Annotated in this window: 33 protein-coding genes and 1 tRNA gene; all 34 read right to left on the bottom strand. The window is 29.8% G+C overall.

Features of this window, described 5'->3' with window-relative positions:
- Window positions 1-31 precede the first annotated feature (31 nt).
- The gene (locus tag RSA29_RS17250) at window positions 32-181 is read right to left on the bottom strand and encodes a Com family DNA-binding transcriptional regulator (protein ID WP_346942471.1); all 150 of its coding nucleotides are present in this window, start codon (window positions 179-181) and stop codon (window positions 32-34) included.
- Window positions 182-242: 61 nt separating this feature from the next.
- Window positions 243-599 carry a hypothetical protein gene (locus tag RSA29_RS17245; RefSeq protein ID WP_346942470.1) on the bottom strand — a complete coding sequence of 119 codons (357 nt, stop codon included), beginning with the start codon at window positions 597-599 and terminating at the stop codon, window positions 243-245.
- 53 nt (window positions 600-652) lie between these two features.
- Window positions 653-1,243: a bacteriophage Gp15 family protein gene (locus RSA29_RS17240; RefSeq protein WP_346942469.1), complete on the bottom strand. Its 591-nt coding sequence runs from the start codon at window positions 1,241-1,243 to the stop codon at window positions 653-655.
- The gene (locus RSA29_RS17235) at window positions 1,243-1,584 is read right to left on the bottom strand and encodes a DUF6673 family protein (protein WP_346942468.1); all 342 of its coding nucleotides are present in this window, start codon (window positions 1,582-1,584) and stop codon (window positions 1,243-1,245) included. The genes RSA29_RS17240 and RSA29_RS17235 overlap by 1 nt, the downstream gene beginning before the upstream one ends.
- A 14-nt stretch (window positions 1,585-1,598) precedes the next feature.
- Entirely contained in the window at window positions 1,599-2,363 is a 765-nt protein-coding gene (locus RSA29_RS17230) for a hypothetical protein (RefSeq protein ID WP_346942467.1), read from the bottom strand.
- 3 nt (window positions 2,364-2,366) lie between these two features.
- Complete coding sequence (locus RSA29_RS17225) at window positions 2,367-2,792, bottom strand: chloramphenicol resistance protein (protein WP_346942466.1); 426 nt, start codon at window positions 2,790-2,792, stop codon at window positions 2,367-2,369.
- Window positions 2,789-3,148, bottom strand: coding sequence for a minor capsid protein (locus RSA29_RS17220; protein WP_346942465.1), 360 nt, complete (start codon window positions 3,146-3,148; stop codon window positions 2,789-2,791). Before RSA29_RS17220 ends, RSA29_RS17225 begins: the two co-directional genes overlap by 4 nt.
- Window positions 3,148-3,558 (bottom strand): DUF6751 family protein, encoded by a 411-nt coding sequence (locus RSA29_RS17215; RefSeq protein ID WP_346942464.1) that lies wholly within the window; start codon window positions 3,556-3,558, stop codon window positions 3,148-3,150. The genes RSA29_RS17220 and RSA29_RS17215 overlap by 1 nt, the downstream gene beginning before the upstream one ends.
- Window positions 3,558-3,833 carry a hypothetical protein gene (locus RSA29_RS17210; protein ID WP_346942463.1) on the bottom strand — a complete coding sequence of 92 codons (276 nt, stop codon included), beginning with the start codon at window positions 3,831-3,833 and terminating at the stop codon, window positions 3,558-3,560. The genes RSA29_RS17215 and RSA29_RS17210 overlap by 1 nt, the downstream gene beginning before the upstream one ends.
- A gap of 49 nt (window positions 3,834-3,882) precedes the next feature.
- Entirely contained in the window at window positions 3,883-4,908 is a 1,026-nt protein-coding gene (locus tag RSA29_RS17205) for a major capsid protein (RefSeq protein WP_346942462.1), read from the bottom strand.
- 17 nt (window positions 4,909-4,925) lie between these two features.
- Window positions 4,926-5,300 (bottom strand): hypothetical protein, encoded by a 375-nt coding sequence (locus RSA29_RS17200; protein ID WP_346942461.1) that lies wholly within the window; start codon window positions 5,298-5,300, stop codon window positions 4,926-4,928.
- 15 nt (window positions 5,301-5,315) lie between these two features.
- Complete coding sequence (locus RSA29_RS17195; protein ID WP_346942460.1) at window positions 5,316-5,951, bottom strand: DUF4355 domain-containing protein; 636 nt, start codon at window positions 5,949-5,951, stop codon at window positions 5,316-5,318.
- A 165-nt stretch (window positions 5,952-6,116) separates the two neighbouring features.
- Window positions 6,117-6,308 (bottom strand): hypothetical protein, encoded by a 192-nt coding sequence (locus RSA29_RS17190; RefSeq protein WP_346942459.1) that lies wholly within the window; start codon window positions 6,306-6,308, stop codon window positions 6,117-6,119.
- A 63-nt stretch (window positions 6,309-6,371) separates the two neighbouring features.
- Entirely contained in the window at window positions 6,372-6,713 is a 342-nt protein-coding gene (locus RSA29_RS17185; protein ID WP_346942458.1) for a hypothetical protein, read from the bottom strand.
- Window positions 6,698-7,921: a hypothetical protein gene (locus tag RSA29_RS17180; RefSeq protein ID WP_346942457.1), complete on the bottom strand. Its 1,224-nt coding sequence runs from the start codon at window positions 7,919-7,921 to the stop codon at window positions 6,698-6,700. Before RSA29_RS17180 ends, RSA29_RS17185 begins: the two co-directional genes overlap by 16 nt.
- Entirely contained in the window at window positions 7,914-9,260 is a 1,347-nt protein-coding gene (locus RSA29_RS17175; protein ID WP_346942456.1) for a phage portal protein, read from the bottom strand. The genes RSA29_RS17180 and RSA29_RS17175 overlap by 8 nt, the downstream gene beginning before the upstream one ends.
- Window positions 9,261-9,318: 58 nt before the next feature.
- Window positions 9,319-9,843: a hypothetical protein gene (locus tag RSA29_RS17170; protein WP_346942455.1), complete on the bottom strand. Its 525-nt coding sequence runs from the start codon at window positions 9,841-9,843 to the stop codon at window positions 9,319-9,321.
- Window positions 9,844-9,899: 56 nt separating this feature from the next.
- Entirely contained in the window at window positions 9,900-11,660 is a 1,761-nt protein-coding gene (locus tag RSA29_RS17165) for a hypothetical protein (protein WP_346942454.1), read from the bottom strand.
- A gap of 18 nt (window positions 11,661-11,678) precedes the next feature.
- Window positions 11,679-12,107: a hypothetical protein gene (locus RSA29_RS17160; protein ID WP_346942453.1), complete on the bottom strand. Its 429-nt coding sequence runs from the start codon at window positions 12,105-12,107 to the stop codon at window positions 11,679-11,681.
- Window positions 12,108-12,160: 53 nt separating this feature from the next.
- The gene (locus RSA29_RS17155) at window positions 12,161-12,385 is read right to left on the bottom strand and encodes a hypothetical protein (RefSeq protein WP_346942452.1); all 225 of its coding nucleotides are present in this window, start codon (window positions 12,383-12,385) and stop codon (window positions 12,161-12,163) included.
- A 58-nt stretch (window positions 12,386-12,443) separates the two neighbouring features.
- Window positions 12,444-13,151, bottom strand: a complete 708-nt coding sequence (locus RSA29_RS17150) for a hypothetical protein (protein WP_346942451.1) — start codon at window positions 13,149-13,151, stop codon at window positions 12,444-12,446.
- Window positions 13,152-13,260: 109 nt separating this feature from the next.
- A tRNA-Ser gene (locus RSA29_RS17145) sits at window positions 13,261-13,350 on the bottom strand.
- A gap of 31 nt (window positions 13,351-13,381) precedes the next feature.
- Entirely contained in the window at window positions 13,382-13,873 is a 492-nt protein-coding gene (locus RSA29_RS17140) for a hypothetical protein (protein ID WP_346942450.1), read from the bottom strand.
- Between the two features lie 54 nt (window positions 13,874-13,927).
- Window positions 13,928-14,488, bottom strand: a complete 561-nt coding sequence (locus RSA29_RS17135) for a recombinase family protein (protein ID WP_346942449.1) — start codon at window positions 14,486-14,488, stop codon at window positions 13,928-13,930.
- Window positions 14,489-14,760: 272 nt separating this feature from the next.
- Window positions 14,761-15,174 (bottom strand): helix-turn-helix domain-containing protein, encoded by a 414-nt coding sequence (locus RSA29_RS17130; RefSeq protein ID WP_346942448.1) that lies wholly within the window; start codon window positions 15,172-15,174, stop codon window positions 14,761-14,763.
- Window positions 15,175-15,296: 122 nt separating this feature from the next.
- Window positions 15,297-15,740: an RNA polymerase subunit sigma gene (locus RSA29_RS17125; RefSeq protein WP_346942447.1), complete on the bottom strand. Its 444-nt coding sequence runs from the start codon at window positions 15,738-15,740 to the stop codon at window positions 15,297-15,299.
- A 387-nt stretch (window positions 15,741-16,127) separates the two neighbouring features.
- A complete protein-coding gene (locus RSA29_RS17120; protein WP_346942446.1) occupies window positions 16,128-18,020 on the bottom strand; it encodes a phage/plasmid primase, P4 family in 1,893 nt (630 codons plus the stop codon).
- An 11-nt stretch (window positions 18,021-18,031) separates the two neighbouring features.
- Window positions 18,032-18,292: a hypothetical protein gene (locus tag RSA29_RS17115; RefSeq protein WP_346942445.1), complete on the bottom strand. Its 261-nt coding sequence runs from the start codon at window positions 18,290-18,292 to the stop codon at window positions 18,032-18,034.
- Entirely contained in the window at window positions 18,286-18,888 is a 603-nt protein-coding gene (locus tag RSA29_RS17110; RefSeq protein ID WP_346942444.1) for a hypothetical protein, read from the bottom strand. Before RSA29_RS17110 ends, RSA29_RS17115 begins: the two co-directional genes overlap by 7 nt.
- Complete coding sequence (locus RSA29_RS17105; protein WP_346942443.1) at window positions 18,878-19,057, bottom strand: hypothetical protein; 180 nt, start codon at window positions 19,055-19,057, stop codon at window positions 18,878-18,880. Before RSA29_RS17105 ends, RSA29_RS17110 begins: the two co-directional genes overlap by 11 nt.
- A 37-nt stretch (window positions 19,058-19,094) precedes the next feature.
- Window positions 19,095-19,682 (bottom strand): HNH endonuclease signature motif containing protein, encoded by a 588-nt coding sequence (locus tag RSA29_RS17100; protein WP_346944613.1) that lies wholly within the window; start codon window positions 19,680-19,682, stop codon window positions 19,095-19,097.
- Window positions 19,682-19,912 carry a hypothetical protein gene (locus RSA29_RS17095; RefSeq protein ID WP_346942441.1) on the bottom strand — a complete coding sequence of 77 codons (231 nt, stop codon included), beginning with the start codon at window positions 19,910-19,912 and terminating at the stop codon, window positions 19,682-19,684. Before RSA29_RS17095 ends, RSA29_RS17100 begins: the two co-directional genes overlap by 1 nt.
- Before the next feature lie 79 nt (window positions 19,913-19,991).
- A complete protein-coding gene (locus RSA29_RS17090; protein ID WP_346942440.1) occupies window positions 19,992-20,888 on the bottom strand; it encodes a restriction endonuclease in 897 nt (298 codons plus the stop codon).
- Window positions 20,889-21,296: 408 nt separating this feature from the next.
- A complete protein-coding gene (locus RSA29_RS17085) occupies window positions 21,297-23,024 on the bottom strand; it encodes a hypothetical protein (RefSeq protein ID WP_346942439.1) in 1,728 nt (575 codons plus the stop codon).
- Window positions 23,025-23,027: the final 3 nt, after the last annotated feature.

The following is a 23,027-nucleotide window of genomic DNA, read 5'->3' as shown; positions in this document are numbered from 1 at the left end:
TAAAAAAGACAGGCACCGGCTCACTACTCAATTAAGGTGTGGCTCTAGGCTCTGTTCTTTGCTCAATCTCTAATTTAATTATTTTCCTACATCTAGGACATTTAATTTCACCTTTTATGTAATCAGCCTTTAATAGCAACTGATTACATTTAGGACATCTCACTTCTTCAATATTAATCACCTCATTTTGCGCATAAAAAAACACCTACAATTAAGTAAGTGTTTTTACATTATATAACATTTTATTTCTTATTCAAAAAACAAAATGTAGCTGCCATGATATATAAAATTCCAGCTATAAACCCAACTGCCATATTTAATCCACCTATCAATTTTCCACCAGATGCACTCATTAAACCTAAAAATGAAGTTGCTACACCGGCTAATATTAAAAGTATGGTTGATAAAATCTTTTTTGTTTCAGTATTAATTACCCCTATTAATCCTAAAATTATAAAAGGTAAGCAGACAGCTAATAAGAATAAAAGTATTTTCCAATCTGAACCTTGTGCGAATATGGCTGTTACCATAAATAAAATAATCACAAATATACTAAGTCCAAACCCTATAAACCCCAATATTTTAGTTATATTTTTCATACACTACCCCCCATATAAAATATTATAGATAGTATACCATTTTAAAGATAACCTTACAATATATTACTCAAGTTTCCACCATTGAGAAGTGCTTCCTCAATAGCGTTTATCTTTTCTACTTCATTTTTAGACTTAGGAATTTCATGTATAATTTTCATGTTTTTATAGAATACCTTTTGTTCCCTAGACATTTTGTTATCAATAGTTATTGCTCTATAGCCCATTATTTTAACAATCTCATTATCTTCCTTAAGAGCCTTAAACATAGCTTTAAACTTCCACCAATGTAAATACTCTATATCTTGTAAATCGACGCCATACTGGTCTAAAAATGCACTGTATACATAATCATCATCACATTCAAAAGAATATATCTGTGTAGCACTCTTTCCAGTTCCTTTTGACTCCTTTATATCTTTATCACACCTATAAAACCATAGCATTTTTTCAACTGCTTCATTTATATTATTAGGTGTTACCGAATAATAAAGTTCTAAAGCCTGTATAATCTTATCTTCATCACTTAATTCATCATCTTGCATAAGTAACTCAAATAAAATAGAGGTGCGAAAATCTGAGTTAATCTCATAATCTTCACCCTCTATAGTTACACTTCTTGGTGCAATATCTATAAGTAAGTTCATTACTTCTTAATTCTCCTTTGAGCACGATTAGGAGAGTATTTAGAAGCTATCCTTTCCAATTCCCCCTTCTGTTCATTGGATTGAATTACAAGTTCCTCAAAGGCCTTTAAGCAAGTTAACAGGTTAACCTTATCTCCAAATACCTTCTTATCTGTACCTTTCCCAAACAAGTCATTAAAGATTCCAAATATGATATTACATTGAGTCCTTATACTTTCACTAACTTTCATACCTCTAACTTTATCCTCTATATCTTGCACATCCTCAAGGGCTTTCTCATATTTTTCAGCTGTATCAGCATCGTATATATCTAATTCTAATTCTACGCCATTAATATTCATAAGTTATTCCTCCTCTATACCTTAGATGTAACTGTAGCTATTCCAGCTTTTTTGGCTTTATTGCTAGGATCTATTTCAACAATTAATATTTTATTTCCTGTAGTTGCTACTATTTCAGATGTCCCATCCCAAACAGTATATCCAATATCACAACTTTCATTAACTACTGGTAAATTTAAACTAGCTGCTGTTTTATATTTACGACTATTTCCACCAGTTAAAGTAGGTGTAACTGTAATTGTTGTTTTACCTGATGTTAATCCTGCACTAGAAGTTACAGTTAATACTCCTAGTGCATCATTAAAACCCGCAGTAAAAGTCTTAGTAGTTACATTAAATGTTCCAACCACTAAATCTCCTATTCCTAATAAGTTTCCTGTAGCAGCCATTTCACCATCATTATTATCAAAACTAGCAACCTCTATAGCAACTTTAAATTTTCTTGCTTTAAATGTATTTGCTTCACTACCTTGCTTGTCTAAATCAACTATAATATAATTAGTTTCCGCATCAGTTCCTACTAATTGCATTTCACCTATATTACATATAAACTCTACCGCTTTTTCTGATCTAATCATATCTGTATTAAATGCAGTACTCCAATCATATCCAATGATAGATTTAGTAGATGACTTATCACCCACGTATTTTTTAGAACCTGTTTGAGCACTTGGTGCTTCATTAAGTTCAGTAAACCCTGCATTCATCAAGACATATTCATCTAAACCGACACCAACATTTAAATAATTTGCATAACTTCTTCTTTGTTTTATTCCCATACTTTAATTACCTCCCTTTTGTAAATAAGTTAATCTTGCTTGTATCTGATACCTAGCTTTATCCACGTCAGTTTGAAAAGCATATCCAGTGGATATGGCTTCTATCTTCAAACATTCTTTACCTTCTAAAATAGGCAAATTACCTTTTATAGTTTCTTCTTCTAACCAACTTGCAAAGTCCTCATAGAATCCACTATTCTCTATATTTTGTAATACCTCAGCGCCATATGACTCCCTAGATGCAAATATGAACTGATACTGCCTTTTACTATCTCCACCAATGTATTTCTTTAAGACTGGATTACATGGTATTTCTTCTATAGAATAAGATGTAGCTTCTTCTCCTAAATAATCTACATTAACACCTTTAGCAAATTCAGATAGATAAGGACATTTTCTAATATAATTTCTAATACTATTTATTATCAATTAGCCTTACCTCCTACAAAATCAGCAATAGATTTAACTATCTCATTACCTTTATCACTCCACATCCTTTTATCCCAAACCTTTCCACGCAATCCACCATGACTTATACCTTGTTTCCCCACTCCAGCATTAGTGTAATACTGTTTAGCAGCATATGGAGCACTGTAAGTTATATTATCAGCATTGACTTGTATCATCCAATCTTTCATTCTACCAGTATCAAAGGGTGCATAAGGATTCATAGCCTTAAAACATTCCCTAGTAAACGCTAATTGTGCTTCACCGTTGTTATTAAGATATCTTTTAAGTAAAATCTTCTGTGAGGAGTCTATGTCTATCTTTACAGTGGTACTCATTACTTACCCTCCACTTCAAAATGATTACTCCATGGAGTACACCCTAAAATGTCTAAAACATCATCATAATTGTTTTCTAAATCTTTCAACGTAGCTCCTTTGATACCCTTATAGTGAAAATCACATTCTCCTTTTACAACCTTATCTCCAGGATTAAAAGTAAAATAATTAATTCTCTCTTGATCTGATAACATGTTAAATTTCTTAGGACCAATATAATTATTTAACTTATCAATAAATATAAAGACGCTATCATCAGTTAAAAGACCCTTATCTCCCACAGTTGCATTTCTTTTACCTTGCCAATTAACTCCTTTAAGAACTGTCCTTTGGTACATATCACAATCTTTAACCTTGTCATAATATTTATTATAAATAGTTACATCTGAATTCTTAAATAGAACCCCCATTACACCATCCTCACAAATGGAGTAGGTAAAAATTCTTTTATATCATCAGTTATAGTCCACGCTTCTCCATCTGAAAAAGTCATGCTCTGACCACCCTCACTAAATGATTTAATTCCTGGAGTTTTTATAGAATTTAATTTAGTTGCTCTTTCAACTAATAATTCAACTGCAATTCCATAATTTTTTAGAATATATTCCTTAGTCCATTTAGGATTATCTAGAACATTTAAATATCCTTTTATTTTAGCTATTGCTTTATCTTCATCTAAATACAAATTAACCCCTCCTCTATGCAAATTAAAAGAGGGTAATTAAACCCTCTTACTAGACAGTTATAGTTCCTATTCCTAATTCATCCGCATATGGAAAACTTGGTAATGCTGTTGCAGCTGCTTTAGTAAATTCACCAACTGGATCAACCTTTGTATATGTTCCAACAAAAATATTACCAACCATACTAGCTTCATTCATTTTACCATCTCCAATTAACTTAACCTCTTCAGCGGTTAAACCATAAATAGTTTCACCTAATGTAGAATCACCAAACATTGAAATAATGTTTTCCGTAAAATATCTATTCGTAGTATATCCCTTTGCAGTTTCAATTTTATACTTTGCTTCATAAGTAAGTAATGTAGGCAATTCTAAATCTGTTAATAGAGTATTAAGCTCTGTTAATGTTACTAATTTATCAGAATTAACTCCATGAATAGCTTTTCTAACAGATATATTTTTGCAAATAGCAGACTGTATCTTTTTAGATGTTAGCATCCTAGTAGGTCTAGAACCGGATTCTGTCTCAACAGCTGCCGCTAAACTCTCTAAATCATCTAAAGGTTTAGATGTAGCTTGATCACTCCAGTTAAATGCTTTTTTATTTCCAGCTGGAACCTTATAATCAATTGTAACTTTTATTCCATTCTCTTCTATTTTTATTTTACCAGTTGATAAAGCTTCCATTCTCATAGCTTCAACCCTTACCTTTACTCCAGTAACCATCTTTTCTGAATCATTGTATAATTGAGCTACAACTTGTGATAATTCAGCATTTGTTCTAGGATTATTAATTTTAATTATATCTTTTTCAGTTATTTTTATCTGTCTTTTTATAAGTGCTAGCTCTCCAATACCTTTTTCAATAGCTTCTCTTGAAGCTAGCTGTGTTTCTGTATCAAATGCATGTACACTTGCAGATACAGGCAACCCACCTTTTCCCAAAATCATGTCAAATTCAATGTCTTGTATTTTTCTCTCAGGAAATAAAGCTTCCCCTAACATAGTTGGTAGTTCCCTAGACTTATAATAATTTATTAATTCTGTTGTATTAAAAACCTCATCTAATCTTGGCATTATTAATTCCTCCTCTATTATCTAAATGTTACTTTTGGTAATGCAATTTTTATTTTTTCAATTGCCTTTGCAGGTATTGCATCAAGGACTCTATCTGCTCTAACATAACCCTCAACTATTAACGAACAAGCTTGATCTCCATCAGTTACATCTACAGTCTTCTGAAGAATTCCAATTGGAGTTGTTGTCAAAGTCTCTGCTCCAGCAGTACCTGTTGATTTTACAACATTTCCATCAACATCAATTAATGAACCTGCTAAAACATATTTACGTCCGCTTTCATCACCAACAGTTACATTAGCAGCTAATACTGTTCCAGAAAATGCAACTAAGTTTGTATCTGTAACCAATATTTCCATGTCATTTGTATAAGTTTCTTTTTTAAAATACATAATTTCATTCCTCCCTTATTTATCGCCCCAAGGATCTGGAGCACTTGCTTTATTTTGATTTAAAGCTGCAGCGATTGAAGCCCCTATGCTTATTGGTTTTCCATCAGTTCCATTGCCAGGTACATAAGAATTTGTTTTCATCTTCTCAGTAGACAATGCTTCTAATCCATTTGACCAATCAGTAGCCAATGAATCAATTACAGTTTTCGTTGAATCAATATCTTCACCCAAACACTTCTCAATCACGCTAACTGGTAGCTTTTTATCAGCAGCATATTTAACAGCTTCGGCTAACAAATCTTTTCTAGCTGATTTAGCTTCCATTTCTGCATTCTTTTTCTCAAGTTCTAATATTTTCTTTTGTAATGGATCAGTAACTAGGTCCGGATACTTAGTTTGTATAAATGGTTCAAGTTCCTTTTCTAAGTTATTCTTTTTCCATGTGTCTAAGGCTTTATTGTGATACTTATCATTTTCACTTTCTAAGTAAGCTTTAAAATCTTTATCACTTTTAAACTTATCTTTAAACCCATCCAATGTAAGTCCGCTAGCCTTAAATGTTTCTTCAATATCAGTTCCACCTAATAATGAGTTTATATCCTCATCATCAGTAGCTTTTTCAATTAGTTTTAATAAATCTTTTTTTAACATGTATAATCCTCCTATCCCTTAAACTGCAATTAGCACCTTAAGACACAAATTTAATTTTAGTTAATGTGTATTTACCCCTTGCACACTTAAAGCCCACAAGACGTTAGTTTAACGTCATTTCGGACATAATAAAAAGCCTTAGTTTCCTAAGACTTTACTTGAATGTTACTCTTTTCTAAACACTTTAAACTCATCACCACAATACCAACGTGAACCTTCTTGAATTATTGGCTTAAGTTCAATATCGTATCCTTTAGTTCTTAAAGCATTTTTTATTATATCTCTTACATTAGTGTCTATAATAATAAATTCTGATACTTGTATTTTCACTGTTCCTTGATTGATTTTTTCTTCCAAATTATATCACCTCACTTTTAAGGCATAATAAAAGCACCTACTCTTTAATTTAAGTAAGTGCACCTATAAAACCTTGTTTAGTATTGCCTTATATAATTCTCTCAAAGTTACATTTGTTAGGTTCAAGCCTAATTCTTTGTTTTCGTAATCCAATAATCCTACATCCGGAAGACAATCTTCTTTATCTATAACTTTATATAATCCATTTAATCCTTTTATTTCTATAACATCTGGTACAATTTTATTTTTTCTAGTACTAGTTAAAACTTCAAATTCATACTCATATGGAACTTCAAATTCATCAACGTATGCAGTTTCATTATTGTAATCTAGTATGATACAACTTTCCAAAACATTCTCTATATCACTTTCATCAATACTCAAACTAATTATTTCCTTCCCCATATCAGTTCAAACTCTCCTTTCTTAATTTTCTTCTTAATATAATTATTATCAGGATAATATGATGTTATTATACCATTTCTTACAATAGTTAACAACTCATTGTTGTCTATTTTTTTAACATACCCCTTAGCCTGTATTCCAAATTTATCTACTGACTTATAAATTCTATCAGGATTTTCAAGACTATTAATTATATTGTTTATTTGATCTTTAGAAATCATATTTTTATGTCTTCTAGCAACGTGAATGAACCTATCGTTTTTATTATAAACAGTTTCTATCGGAGTTACTACTCCATTTTTAAATTGTTCATCAAAGTAATCATAGCACTTATTATACTCAGCTTTATCTATAACACCGCTATCAATTAATTTCTGCAATTCTTTCTTTTCATCAAATCCCAATAATTTTAAGTTTATTGTAAAATTATTTTCTTTACCTTTTGATACTGCTATTTCATCATCAACTTTCGACTTTTCTTTGTATCCATCAACTTGAACATAAAAGCATTTGCACTTTGGATGCCTTGGTACACTTGGTCTATTTGGGTCATCCACATCAAATGGTTTTTCATGTTGATCCATACATTTAGCACAAGTATTACAAAGACATGCATTGTATTTAACCCGCTTTATTCCATAGTCTTTAAAGTATTTCTCAGTTATCTTTGATTGAATATTGCCAATCTCACTTTCAACTAACCTTTCAACATTATACTTATTAGCATTAAATTGTTTTTCTATATGACTCTTAATTTGGTTAACATTAACTTTACCATCTAAGAAATCTTTAACTTCCTTATGTATCATCTTAGACACATCATTTTCATTAGCCCAAACTCTATCACTAAAATGTTTACCTTTATAATGCTCATTAATTATCTTAAGCACCTCATCTTTATGTGATTTAATTCCAAAATATTCATGATTATTTTCAGTAGCAGATTTCAATACCTTTTCAATAACACTCTTAGTATCTTTAGTTTCATTGGCAAACATGTCTAAAGTAATTCTTGATAACTTATAATAAATATTTTGCTTTTCTTTATTGGTCAGCTTCATTTTACTATCTACTATATTATAACTTAGCATTATTGAAGCTATCTCATTAAGAATTGTCTTTTCATTAGCCTTTTGCTTAGCATACACACCCCTCAATTCTTCATCTGCACTATCATACTCATCTTGAATAAAATCTTCTCTATTCATTTACCCCACCATGAGGAACATCTGGGATATTATCCATTACTTCGTCCAGTTCCTTTTTAACCTTCTCAGCTTCAGCAACCTTATTGTTTATAAAGCTAAATAATCCTCTTGCAGTATCTTTACTAACAATTCCTTCTGGAGTCTGAGATAACATCTGAGCTGTTGCTAAATCATCACTTGGAATATTAGGAGTATAAATAGACTTAACATCTTTATAGTCATAACTTTTATTCTTCTTAAGATTTAAATAAATGAATAAAAATCTTAATCTGTTTTTAACTATGTTTTTATGGGCCTTAATTTCTAAGTTACACTTATTTTCTAAAACAATTAATCTAGATCTTAATGTTATTCCACTAAGATTACTCTGCAATTTCTCATTATGGTTAATATGACAAGCAAGTTGATACATTGTATCTTCATATCTATCCAATGTATTTTGAATAAATGTGTCATTGATATTTTTGATTAACCATGCTGCATCTCCTCCAGCTGCTGGAAACTGAATAATCCCTAACTTTTTCATTTCTGGTATATCTTCTTTCTCCACTTGAGCATTTTTAAATAATAAATAAGCATTTCTAAAATCACTTATCTCATTACCAATATCACTTAAGTTTGTCTCAAAAGCATCTTGCAGGCCTTTAATATCTTTATACATACTATCATCTGTTTTCTCCTCAGTTAACTCACCACAAGTAACTGGTACTTCTCCAAATATATTAACAGTTGGATTAGATATTTGATTAAACTTATTATCAAAGTGATAAATATAATCTGCTGTATAAACATCAATAAAACTAGTTGAAGTATCAAAATCATTTTTAAAAGCATGGATAAAAAATAAAACCTTTCCTGAAGAATTATCCTTATAGGCATATCCCTCAGTAGGTTTTATAATCTTGCTACAAAAATCAGCATTTGAGTCTATATAATACAGTTCATAAATTTCAGTAAATATTAATAGGTACTTCATCAAGTCAGTTTCATGTAACTCATTCCAATGGGCCATGTAATACTCTATATCTTTAACTACATTCTCATTATCACTTCTAGACTCATAGGTAATATCATTACCTAATGTATAAGCAACCTCTTCTTTAATAAACTTTTTAATATAGTTAGTATTAATCTTTAAGTTAGATCTCTCAGTTACAAATAGATATTTTCTAATTGCATCAGTATCACCTTTATAGTATTGATACATTTTTTCATATGCATTTTTAAACACATAATAACTTCCATGAACCTTCTTAACTAAACTTAAGTGTTCCGGATTATCTAAGTTTAATCCAACTTCCTTTTTAAATAGCCTTTTTACTAATTCATTAAGCTTCAAACTCTCACCACCTAAATTATTAAATAAAAGTAGCACCCTACTTTAGAGTGCTTATATTTTATTTTATTTTTTTCAAGATTTCTTCGTTTATATTCTTTTGTTTACTCCTGATATTTACCAATAATTTATCTAAAACTAGTTGAACTTGATTTTCTAAATCTCCTTCTTTATTATCTTCGTTAACATATGCTTCAATATTAAGGAAATTATATTGTTTTTCCAAATTTTCAATATCTTTAATATCCTTATAATCTTCTAAAATAACCTTATTAATTGCAATAATATGAGTATTTTCTTCTAATAAACTTTTAATCTTCATAATCCATGTTTTAACTAGTTGAGTATCAAAATCGTTATCTTCATAATTAATATATCTCATAATTTTTCTATCAAGAAATTCCGTTTCCTTAATGATATTATTAAAGATATCGTTAATTTCATTTAAAAACTGTAACTTATATTGCATTTTAATTGTATTTTTATTGTTCTTTGTATTAACTGCCAATGTTATTAATCCACCAAGGATCACACCCGCTAGAGTATTTATAAAATCACTTTCTAATATTATCTTAATAAATCCCATATGTACCCCCCTCTTCTTACAATTAATATTTTACCGTATTATACATTTTTAGTCAATTATATCCCCAGTTGCCGTCTATCTAATAACTTAATCTTACTTACTGTTTTGATTTCATCAACCTTCAACCAAAATTCAGCAGCTACATCGGCCGCATCATCATGAAGTGTATATTTTTGACCTGCGAACTCCATTAATTGCTTTATAAACTCCCCATCTTCCTCTGCAAAAATAAATTCCCCTCGGTTCACGAAGGGAACTATAGTTGAAATCTTATCATCTTTATTTTTTCTTTGAGATTCATTAATAATTGTTATACTTCTATACTTTAAAGTTTCATGCGCTCTTATAGCCTTTTCAAGTTGGTTAGCATCTGCTCCATTAAATGTGTTTTTTTCAATGGCAACATGAGTTATATCCGGATACTTTATCAATAATTCAATCATATGATCAATGTACTTATCAAACTCTTGCCTAGCATTAATCTTTGCTAACTCACCAAATCTACCATACTTCAATCCATTATCAGAAACACTCCCTATTAGATAAGCACTATAATCATTTTTACGACCTCCAGCTGAAGCAGGGTCAACTATTAGCATAGTTTTTATGAAATTATGAGTTTCTATAACTTCTCTAGATTCAGTATTAACAAGCTTAAACCACTTTTCACCAATACTATCTACATCACCTTGAACCTCTTGCTTAAATGAGTTTGGATTTTCAAAATAATCTAGGGCCAGCTCTAAGCAGTCCCAAAATTCACTCCAAAGAGTTTTATATTGCATTTCTTTTTCATTTTTATAGTAGAATTCTTTAGCATTAATCAATCTATCATCATCTTTGAAATTATCTAATATATTTTTAAACTCTAACCATAATCCTGAAGTAAAATATTCATCTACATTATCAACTAAAATGCCTTTTTCTTTTTTAAATTTCCATGTTGAAGTTTTAATAAGTCTACTATAGAAACACTCCTTATGTTGTTGTGTTCCCCAAGCCATTAAAACAGTACCTTTTTTAATTACCTTACCATTTCTCTTAACGGGCCTTTGCTTAGCAAACTTAACATCATCGGAATATTTTTTCCACTTCTTTTCCCTAGCTTCATCAGTTCTACAGTCATCTTCTGATTGATAATCATCAAGAATTATAAGATCTGGTCTAACATTTTTATATTTTCTTCCTCTCATAGGAGAAGTTGATGATATAGCTTCAATAAAAGTTTTATTAAGAAACTCTAGTTGAGTTGCATTACAAATAAAGTTTCTATTTTTATCATCCAATACTTTTCCAAAAGATTCTTCTATATATGGATTTTCAAGCATGTTATCCTTGATATCCTTGATGAATTTTTCAGCAGTTGATCCTATATCAGAACAAATTAAAATATAAGACTTATGCTTATAAGCAACTGCCCAACATGCGGGTCCTAAAGTACCAAATGCACTTTTACCAGTACCCCTAGGAAGTACTCGACCAATTTGTTCCGGTCCAGTACCAACAATACTAAATTGAATATCTCCCCATAGTTCTTCATGAACTAAAGCAAGTGGAGCTGCAGCATTATCATCCTTAGGTAAATATATATCCTGCATATAATACAAACAAAAAAACTCTAAAGATATTTTACCTAGGGACCAAGCTAAACCATGGTACCCAAATAAATTCTTAGAGTTTTTTAACATCATTTCATCTGTTTTCTTTTCTGCATCCACTTCAGATAGTCCAATATCGGTATAAGACTTTTTTAAGTAGTGATAAAGTAACCATTTGTTACGTTCATCATCACTATTGAACTCAAATGGTATTTTCAACTTTATCACGTCCTTTTTTTAAATTGACTTCAAATATTCAATAATATTCTTTATGTTGCTATTAAAGTTATCCGCATGAGCTTGATTTGTATCATTATTAGCAACTAATGTGATTTCTTCACCATTCATTGAAAATTTAACTTGATACTCGGAATCATAACACGAGTGCGTATATGAAATGTTTTTCAAATATAACTTTTCGCATAATTTAACTGTTACATTACCGTCATCTGTATTATCTACTGAAAATATTATAACTTTTTTAGTTGTAAAAACATATAATACAGGATTTTTGTCTTCTACAAAAAGATTTTGCAAATAGCAAATATCTTTTTCAATATCTAGTCCATATATTTTAGCTTCATCCAAAATTAATCTCTCTAATTCATATCTACGGCTTCCATTTAACATATTAAGATAATATTTTAAGTTATGCATATCATTCATAAATTTCACCCCCTATATATTCATTATTCTACAGAGAATTCCATTTCCCTTCTTTAACCAATTTCAATAATAGCTCCTCTAGAATTCCTTTTATATTTTCTAGCTTTCATTACTTCTCTAAGATCATCAGTTTCCTTTTCCTTAGTCAACTTTTTACAACCACAGTGAGAACATGAAATATATTTATCACTATTAATTGATGAAGTTACCTCAGATGTAATTAAAATTGTTTCCTTAGTACAGAACCTACATTTATAACTCGTATAATATCCTTTCACACTCTCACCTCTTTTTATATATTAAAAAAGAACTCTCTATTGAGAGTTCTTAATAATTTTATACATAACTTTTCTTGCTTTTTCGATTATATACATTTACCTTTTTAGATACCATTCTTTTTATTCTTTTTATTCTCAAAGTATATTCATCACACTTACTTAAATACAGATTTATAATATATAGTGGCAAACATATTAGTATTATTATAAATATTAAATTTAATAAATCAACTACCCAAATAGGTAACATAATATCTCCTAATGTTGGTGATATTAATTGAAGTATAAATAAGTTGCTTTTCATTAAACTTCCTTTAATATAGTAATTTATTGATTCCATAAGCATAGAAAGCGATGGTATTATATTAAACATTCCCCAAACAAAATAAACTGTATAAATAAATAGCAATATAATATAAATTTTTCTACACAATTTATTTATAGTGTTTCTAGCACTATTGTTAAAATTAGGATAATAATTGCAATAATCAACTATTAATACTTTTGCAAGTTTTTCTTTATCATTATTTTCTATTAAGTAATATATATATTTAGGAATAAACACTTCATTTTCTACAAATTTATGTTTCATAAATTTCACAGGATTAATATCACTATTTTTCTTGTAATTTTTGTAAAATACAATTAATACTTTTTCAAAATACTGGTCCTTCAGATCTTCATATTTTTTCTCACCTTTATCAAAATATGCAATTATAAATGATATAATTGCACCTATCACAGTAACAATACCCAAACTCTCCATTTTATCCCCTCCTAACAATAATTTTACAATACTTCCTAGAATATAACAACAAAAGACATATATATTTCTATAAGTGTCTTTATATTAGATTGGATTTATGGGGGACTTGCGGAGATAATAGGATTTGAACCTATACACCAATTAACTCGATTACTAACAACTTAGCAAGTTACGCCCTTACCATTAGGGTTATATCTCCATATAAAAAGAACCCCCATTTTTGAGAGTTCCTACATACCAGTAAGTCCAAGTTTCATTTTAAAGTATTCTACTATCAATCCAACACCAACTGGAGCAGCTACGCCAGACATAAATTGTTGTAATTTAGTAGGGTCTTGAGATTCAATTATTGTTATTAATTCAAGTAAAAGTGCATTGTGTCCTTGAGCTAACGTTTTATCAGAATAGGCCTTTTTATCAAAAACATTGTTTAAAAATAATAACGTATCATCCAATGAGTTTATTTTATTTAATATTTTTTCATTTAGACTAACTAATTCCTTATTATAATTTGATATTTCATGATTATAATCTACTAGTGACTTTAGACTTTCATTATTTTCTACTTCTCTTTCGTACTTTTCTTGGTTTATTCTACACATCTCTTCTTGAAGTTCTTTTTGTCTTTCACCAAAGCCAAAATGTACATTATTATATTCAACTTGTGATGCACCTGAAATATTAAAATCTGATATTGTTTCTAATATATAATTATCAATCATCGCTTAATCACGACCTTCCACATTATAGAATTCTACAATATTTGGTAATATCCTTTATTTTTCCTCATATTTCTTGATTAAATTGTAAAAGCTATTCTTTTTAAGTCCAGTGAGCTCCATAGCTTTTACTGCAGTTATTTCCCTAACTTTCCACTGTTCATAAACATCTTTCCAGTTATCAGGATATTCTATTGACGGTCTACCTTTATACTTTCCATCTGCTTTAGCTATTGCGATACCTTCTCTTTGTCTTTCAAGCATATTTGCTCTTTCAAATTCATTTATTGCACCTATCATGGTGAGCATTAATTTACCAGAAGGAGTAGATGTATCTAAATTTTCTTTAACACTTCTTAAATGCACCCCTTTATTTGTTAGTGATTCTACTATATCTAATAAATCCTTTGTACTTCTAGCAAGTCTAGAGAAGTCCCAAATATAAATTGTATCTCCATTTCTAGCAAAATCCAGCATTTCCTGTAATTTAGGTCTATTTGTATCTTTGGCACTTACTTTCTCGGTAAACCATTTATCTATATTGTAATTCTTAAGTCCTTCTAATTGTCTTTGTTCATTTTGTTCTACTGTTGATACTCTAGCATAAGCAATATTCATTAATAGCACCTCGACTTTTTAAAAATATTATAGAAATTGTGGAACTGGTCAACGGGGTTTTAATAAAATTTCATTTTAGAAGGCACCCCTCCATTTTCGACATTTTTTTACATTGTCAACATTTTCATCCACATCTATATTATTATTATAATTATTGTGTTTATATAAGTCAATAACTTTATAAAACATTTGTTTGTTTATTATAAAAACAACTTTAAATAAACGCAAATATCATATTATCTAAGTGTTTATTATAACCATACCTTAATAAACTACTTAATAACCTTCATATTCTTTATAGTAGCTATATCCTTTTCCAACGTGGATGTGCTATCACCACTACTCTTATTATTGATATCTTTATCCTCTTTAACAGTACCAGGAGATCCAATAGCTTGATCCAATAGATACTTATTTGCTTGAAGCTTCACCCTCTGGTCAGTGCTATTGTTAGCAAGCTCTATGAGGTTACTCACATAGCTGGTAACATTGGCTGTTAACTTGTCCTTTGCTGCTTTCCTTAGCTGTCTCCTGCGCTCCTCAAGCTCAGCCCTGACGAAGTCTAAATCTTTCCATACATAAAGAGTACTCCTATGAACTCCTATCTTCTTTGCAATATTAGTCATTGGAACACCTTCAAGCATCATATCAATCATATCACTTTGTTCTTTAGATAATATATTCATAGTAAATACCTCCTTGTATAAAAATAGACACCCTTTTGAGGTGTCTTAAAAATTCATATCATTCTATACTACTATTATAACACGTGGTTAAAAGGAATATATAAGGAGTATATAAGATAATTCTAAGTAACTTCTTTTGTAAATATTAGATTTGTTAGTATTTCTATCAATTTACTCTTATAAGTTGAACTATAATTCTCATCTAAGCTTAGCTCCTTACTTATGCTTTTGAGCTGCTTCTTATTTAAATAATACTCTCTTATCATGTAACTATCTTTTTCCTTTAATGATTCTAGTGCATTATCTATCTTCTGAATATTAATCTCTTTAAGTCTTATCTTATTTCTTAATCTTATTATCTTCTCATCTCTTTTAACTATTTCATTCTCTACACTGGAACTAAACGCATTAGTTGATTGAGTACGTTCTTCATAGCTTATTGATCCTATTCCTCTATAATCATTTTCTAATACTTCTAAATCTAACTTTAAATTCTTGATTTCAGCTTTGTTTTTATGGTAATTATGGAGCATTGATTCAACTTTTCTATAGTTTTCATTTGTCATTAAATTCACCTCTAATCATTGGTATCACTAGCTTTATACTCATTTTAAGTAAATTACTAAGGTACTAAGATGTTGCTGTTAAATAAAATACTATCTTAGTACCCTTTAAAGTGTTGATATAACTAACTTTATATACCTTAAAACTACTAAAAAAGGTACTAAGATATATATATAATTACTTATATATATTATTATACTTTTTTTATAAATAGTTATTTAATATATAAGAAATTAAAAACATCTTAGTTATCTTAGTACAATACCACTCAAACCGTTGTTACTACTATGTTATATAGGTACTAAGATAATATAAAACATCTTAGTTTATCTTAGTATCATTACTGCTACTATTGTTGATTCCACTTTGGTTGAGCATATTTTTTCATCTTAGTCTGCATTTATAAATATTGATAATCTCTTCCCTTCAATCATTACCTGCTTAGTTTTAAATCCATGTTTGCATATTTCTCTACTAAATGCGACTCGTGATAAGTGTTTTAAACCACTCTCACTGCAATATGTTTGATATTGAAGATAAACATCCTTAGTGGATTCATTTTCTATTTTACCTTCTTCAATGAATCCAATGACTGGATTATTTCTTTTCTCATAATCATCCCAAGCTTCTTCTACTGATTTAACTTCAGTAAAGGACCTATTATATAAAATCCTATCCAATCCTTCTAATCCAATCTTAAGTAAATATTCAAGTGACTCATTACTCATAAGCTTGTCTATAATGAATGGATCAAAATCATCATCTTTTTTAGAAAACTTAGCATTAAAAGGAATGAATATTAATCTTCTTTTAAGTCCATCACTTAAATCATTTATTCTTGGTATCTCATTTGCGCTAAATATCAACTTACTATAATTTTCAAAATCAAATGGGTCAGAACCCTTTCGCTCAACGTTGACGGTTTCACCAGTAACTAATTTCTTAAATGTTGAGTTATCTTCTATATACCCATTGCTGATATCATCACCTATATTAACCAACTTACCTTCTAATTGAAAAGTCTTAAACCTATCATTTAATTCATTTAGAGATACTGAAGCTAAATTTTCTTTTCCAATTAGCTTTTTCATAACATCAAGTAAAGTTGATTTACCATTGGATCCTTTACCTGTTAAAATAAAACACTTTCCTAATTCATTTCTTCTAAAGAATGTATAACCTATCATTTCTTCTATAAGTAACCTTAATGATTTATCATAGCAGCATATCTTATCTAATGTTTTATCCATAGTTTCTGAGTATGCTGCTGGATTATAGTTAACTGGAATTTTATTTTTAATTTTATGCTCTGGACTAAACTCACATAGGCTCTTATTTTCTAGATTTAATATTCCATTCTTTAAAGCTATAAGCTTAGGAGATTCCATTACTACCTCTTGGGACCTAAGTTCTAAGTATCTTAAAATTTCGCCTCTAGGTGTTCGTGTGGAATTAATAATATACTGTAGCATATTACGTTCAATTTCATCACTACTTGAACTGTAATAACCTTCTTTATACACATGAAGATTATCATTCATCTTAACTACATGGTGTTCTCTAATTAAATAAATGGCCAACTTTTCATATTGAAGTTTTCCTTTAATATAAAAACTCTCTTTAAGAAATGCCTTATCTCTTAGAATTACATCAAGTTCCTTATCTGATATTGGTTCTTTAATAATAAATTGATTTATAACCCTTATGACTTCTCTAATCTCATCTTTAGTCATAGCCTGCTGCTGCAATGTTAATATATATGAGAATAAAGTATCATTTCTACCATCACCTTCCTGGAGCTTGCTAAAATCCATAGAGAATTTCTTACTTAATGGGTATAACCATATTGGGAGTTTGTCCAACTTATCAGCTGCTCTTATTATCTTACGCTCTGATCCATTAAGTTTAATTGGAGTAACTACATTTTGATGTGGATATTTAGTTTCTGTTTTAATACCTAAAGATGTGAAAAAATGTTGCTTATTTGATTTAATATTAGTGTTTGTAAAGTGAAAATGCATACCATTGTTGGTCTGAATAATTATACAATTAACATTCATCTTCTCAATTATCTTCTGAACTCTCTTAGCTTGAGTCATATCATCAATATCAACCATAACTGTATCTGGATTAAGTGTAGCTCCATAATCATCTAGCTTTAATATATCAACATAACTTTGAGCTGACTCTTCATTTACTTCTTTTACATTTGGTCTTTTAGTTCCAGCGATTAAAGGGTAATAATTTTTAAATATTAAGTCATGTATTTTTTTAGTGTTCACTTAATCACCCCTTATTTGGTTCTTGGTCTATTTTTCAACTTATTTAAGTGCTCAGGATATCCTTGCATAACCCTTTCAGCACTTATACCGTCCATATCTAATAATCCTAATCTAGCCTGTACACTATCCCAAAATTCTTCAATTTTATGCTTATCATCATTTGATTCAATAGCCTCTAGAAACTCTTTATCCTCTTCCTCAATTTTTATTAGCTGTTGATTATAATTAATACCCTTTAAATCTATATTAACTAGTTTCACTTCATTTAACATTTGTTACCTCCCAAACACAATTCTTTAAAGTGAGGAAGTGTTTCAATCCAGTCACAAAATTCTCGCCACTCAGGTAACTTGTGACTCTTTCGTTGGTCATATACTGTTTTCAATGCTCTATAATTAGTTGTTAGCCTTGCTGTAATCTGAAACCCACTTGGTATGTTGTACAGTATCTCTAAATATTTATCTGCTATGCGCCCATCCTTATCCTTACCACCAACATCATCTACCACCATGTTATATTCTTCAACTGCTAACTCTAGTTTTTCAATAGTACTATCCCATACATATTTATTGCATTGTTCTCTTATATTTAAATTAGTTATTCTATGCATTGTAGATTGCGAAGATACAAACTCTATAAATCTATATCTTTCTAACTCTATCCACGCTTTATTACTAAAGGTTAAATCAAAAGCTACTCTAACTCCTGTTAGCCATTGATCGTGTCCTTCCCCCTTATTACTGCTACCTAATAATTTAACTGTATTAGTAATATCATCATTACATTTACTTGTATTAGTTGTCATAGGATATTTACTTGCTTTTATACTGTCTTCCAAATCATACACTTTTACATTTTCAACTTTCATTATTCATTTGCTCCTTTCCATATTTACACTGGCCTTTATCTATACAGTGCTTACAGTCCTTCATGTTGCATTTCTCAACACACATATTGTCTTTTTTATCATTATTAAATTTAAATAAAAACATTGTGTATACTAATGTCATTAGCATTATAAAGAGAATTGCTGTCATTATGGTTGTTCCTCCTTTATACCCTAGTAGTTAACCTTTAATCTTTTCTTCTACTTATTTTCTGATATAGATCTGCTATAATAACTGCAGTCCTTGTTAAATTAGCATCATTTTGGATTAACTTATTCCTATTCAATATTAATAACTGTTGCCTTGATACTAAGATAAGATTACTGATATCAAAGTTACTTTTATCTCCATCTCCAAATATAACTGCATGGTTTCTAGGTATTGGCCCTACGCACTCCTCATGTAATATCTGGTGCTTTAATCTCCATTTATTTGGCTCAGCTACTTTAATCTCAGTGTAACCATCTACAGTAACTCTCTCACTTCCCAGTGACCTATGATTTACAGGTGTACTACCTTTTTTAAACCATGTCTTTTTAGAACCCTCGTATATAACCCCTTTAATTCCTTTATTAGCTGGAACATGACCTTTTGTGAATCTTCCATCTAGTCCGCTGCTTAAATGATTTCTATTTTTATAGTTCTTAATTTGAACTTTTTCTAAATTTGTTTCAAACCTGCTATTAAATATTTCTGTTAATTTAGCATTGCTTACTCCAATTACATTCTCAGTAATAAATTCAGATTGTTCCCTTGTGTATTTGTGTGGCATCATTACCCCTCCAACATTTTCGGCAATCTAGCATCAACATCCACCCTATCATTCATCATCTTCTTAGCCTCAATGACTAATGATCCATTTGATATGATTTGTGCTGCAACGGTTGTTATAGCTTTTGCCCTTATAATCTCTTCTTGAAGTTCCTCACCTTTTATATTTTCATCATTGAGTCTCTCTAATTGAGCAAATAAGTGATTATTTAAATCTCCTAGTGTATTTTTCATAAAAATCAACTCCTCTATCTCATTGAACTGCAAAATAAAAATACCGTATATTCAAATTGAATAATACGGTATTAAAAGTTTATTTTTTTGATACTACTTCATTTTCATTAAACGCCCATTTCTTCAAATCTTGGTCAAATATAATTTGATTTAGAGAACCATCTAAACTCTTCAATAAAAGAGTTGCTATCATTTCACCAGTATCAATTATTCCATTCAAATTTTCATTTTTAAATTCATAATTAAAACCTTTTATACAAACCAATGTTTCAAATAAAATAATATGCATTGGTGTAGCAAATTCGTATGCTCCTGGCTTTTTTTTCATTTCCTCTGTGAATGTTTTAAATATTGGAACAATTATTTGTTGAAAGCTTCCAATTATGTTTCCATAACTATCATAAAAAAATGTATTCTCTTTATTGGGACTATATAATTCCCCTTTATGCAATTTCTTTACTAGGTTTAACTTTTGTACCTCGCATTCATTAGAAGGTATAATTCCAATAATTTGAGGTGATCTAAAAGTTATATTTAAGTTAATATTAAACTTCTTCATCTTTCCTTTCCAATCTTCATCTTGGAATTCTCTTAATACGAACAGTTTAATATTTTCATCTGTAGCAAAATCAATAGCTCCTTTTGTATAACCTATCGTCGTAACTACAAACGCATCGTCTGGTCTTATCTGATGTATTGCACCATGAAAATCTCTTACAACCCCCTGACCTATAACGCTATTATAATCCTTACATTCAACAAGTATTTTTTTCTCTTCACCATTTTTCTTTATTGTCACATCTATTTGGTGCTGAGCTGTTTTACCATTACCTATTAACTTCAAATCATGAATAACTGTATCATTTTGATTCAATAATTTAAATACCACCGCAACAAGTTTTTCATATTTTGTACCATTTTTTAGTTTTTCTTCAGCGATATATTTATTATAAATAATCTCAATAGTATCAGACATAAATATAATCTCCTTTTTAAAATATACTATTCACTGCTGTGTTATCTCTAATATTTAATTTGTTATGTTATTATAAAATATGATCTCTATCTAATTCTATAGAAATTATAGCATATTATCCATATTTGAACATCACTGTAGTATCATAATGGTAAATATTAATATTTTCAAATACCGTATTATTCAATTTTCAAAGACCATTGTTTGTATGTTCAGTTTCAATATTACGCCCTCCAACCTCCATAGTGGCCGAAAGATGCCAAATTAGTCACGTGTAGCCATTTATTTGTACTATTTCTCATGCTCCCAATCTATCTCACACCCACACTTGCAGTTGACATAATATAAGCCCAGCCTAGTTCACTGTCATATTTCCATAATACTGATTTTTTCACTACCTCACCTACCCTACATGAAACTCATTTGCTCTATTCCATCCCCCACAAAGTCAACTATTCTTTTCTTCGCAACATCTATATACCAACTACGGTCAAGTTTCCTTGATATTCTCTTATTAGTTATGTCACTATTATCAATAAAACATCTTTCTGGAGTACCGGCTATCTTCTCTGGTGTATCTCTACTATTCACCTTATACACACCTCTATCTAAGTAACTCTTAGAAGCAAAGACTCTTAATATTTTTTCATTGATAACCCTATCTCCATGTAAGGCTTTTTTATATTTACTAGATACCTTAACCACCTTTTGAAAATCAATTAACTTATTAGATTCATTTATAGTTTCATCTACCGGTATACCTTTTATAAAGTAGTCCATGAGCGCCTGGTTAACTATCGGTAAATCATTATCTAGCTTATCTAACTTTTTAACATAAGCGCCTTTAGATTTAACCTTTCCTCCATCCATGACAATAATGTAATTATTAACATCCTTTTGAACTACCTTTTTTATAATGTCATGCTCTAAAGTCATTCGTGAACGCTCTTCCCACTCTTTACATATTGACTCATAAACTGGTATATCTGACTCAACATTGAGTTTAAACATGATACCATCAGTATTACTCTGTATCAATTTAAAACTTGTCTGTGACTCCACATGCTCTATTAAATCCAATAGGAGTAATTGTCCATTGACACATACATTATTAGCTTGTAGCGGGTCATATAGATTATTATATTGGTCTTTACTTGCTCCATAAGTTGAGTTAAGTACAATCTTATAAGGTAGCTGCATTGGATCTTTATTCTTTTTAAGTTCTAATCTTCTATCTCTTATTTCTTTATATTTACTGGCTACTCTTACATTCCTAGACAAGAAATTATATTCAATCATTAATGCTGGATAAAAACTTCCCACGTCTGAGTTAATAAATATTCCTTCACCTTGGTATTGAGCTCTAGCTCCATGAAGTCCTCCCCATCCAAAGGTATGAGGAACTTCCCCTACATTAATATCTAATGATTTCTTATAATCTCTATTTATAGGATTCTTATACCATTCTAATATGTGTCTATATTTATTTAGTCTAAGCGTATCTACTATAGTAATATCAAACTCATCATCTCTATTGTGAACTCTACTAGCTTCTAGAATAATCGCTGATAGCTGAGCCTTAGTTTTATTGATGTAGCTAAGTGGTAAATCAAAAGCCTTAATTAAACTCATATGACTTTCAAACTCCGATTTCCTATTCATAAATACATGCATAGTCTGCTCTACATCATGATTACAATAAAATATAACTTCTTCAATTTCCTTAGATGTTAACTTTCTATTAGTATTAAAATTAACTGTAGTTTCTCTAATGTCATTACCCATGAATCCCTCTAGTTGCTTTAGGCCTTTGAATTTATCTGTCATAATATCATAGTTGTAAAGTTTTACTTTATTAAATGACCTACTAAATGACCAACCACCCTGATTGTGAACTATAATATGAGTATTAATTTCTTGAGGACTCATACCTAGTAATATTCCTTTTAAAATATATTGGTCATAGCTCCTGGAGTTGTATCCAACCCAAATACTATTTTTATTTTTCTCATAAAAATGTGTTAATTCTTCTGGACTATTGACTATGGTATGAGTAGTTCTATTTTCAGTATCTTTAATAACCACTAACCAATCTTCTTTAAATACCTCAAAGTCATAAAATAAAATTTTAATCAACTC

Source organism: Clostridium sp., assembly GCF_036660475.1.
Classification (GTDB): domain Bacteria; phylum Bacillota; class Clostridia; order Clostridiales; family Clostridiaceae; genus Clostridium_J.
The sequence above is the reverse complement of the archived record's forward strand: the minus strand, read 5'-3'. Positions and strand labels throughout refer to the sequence as shown.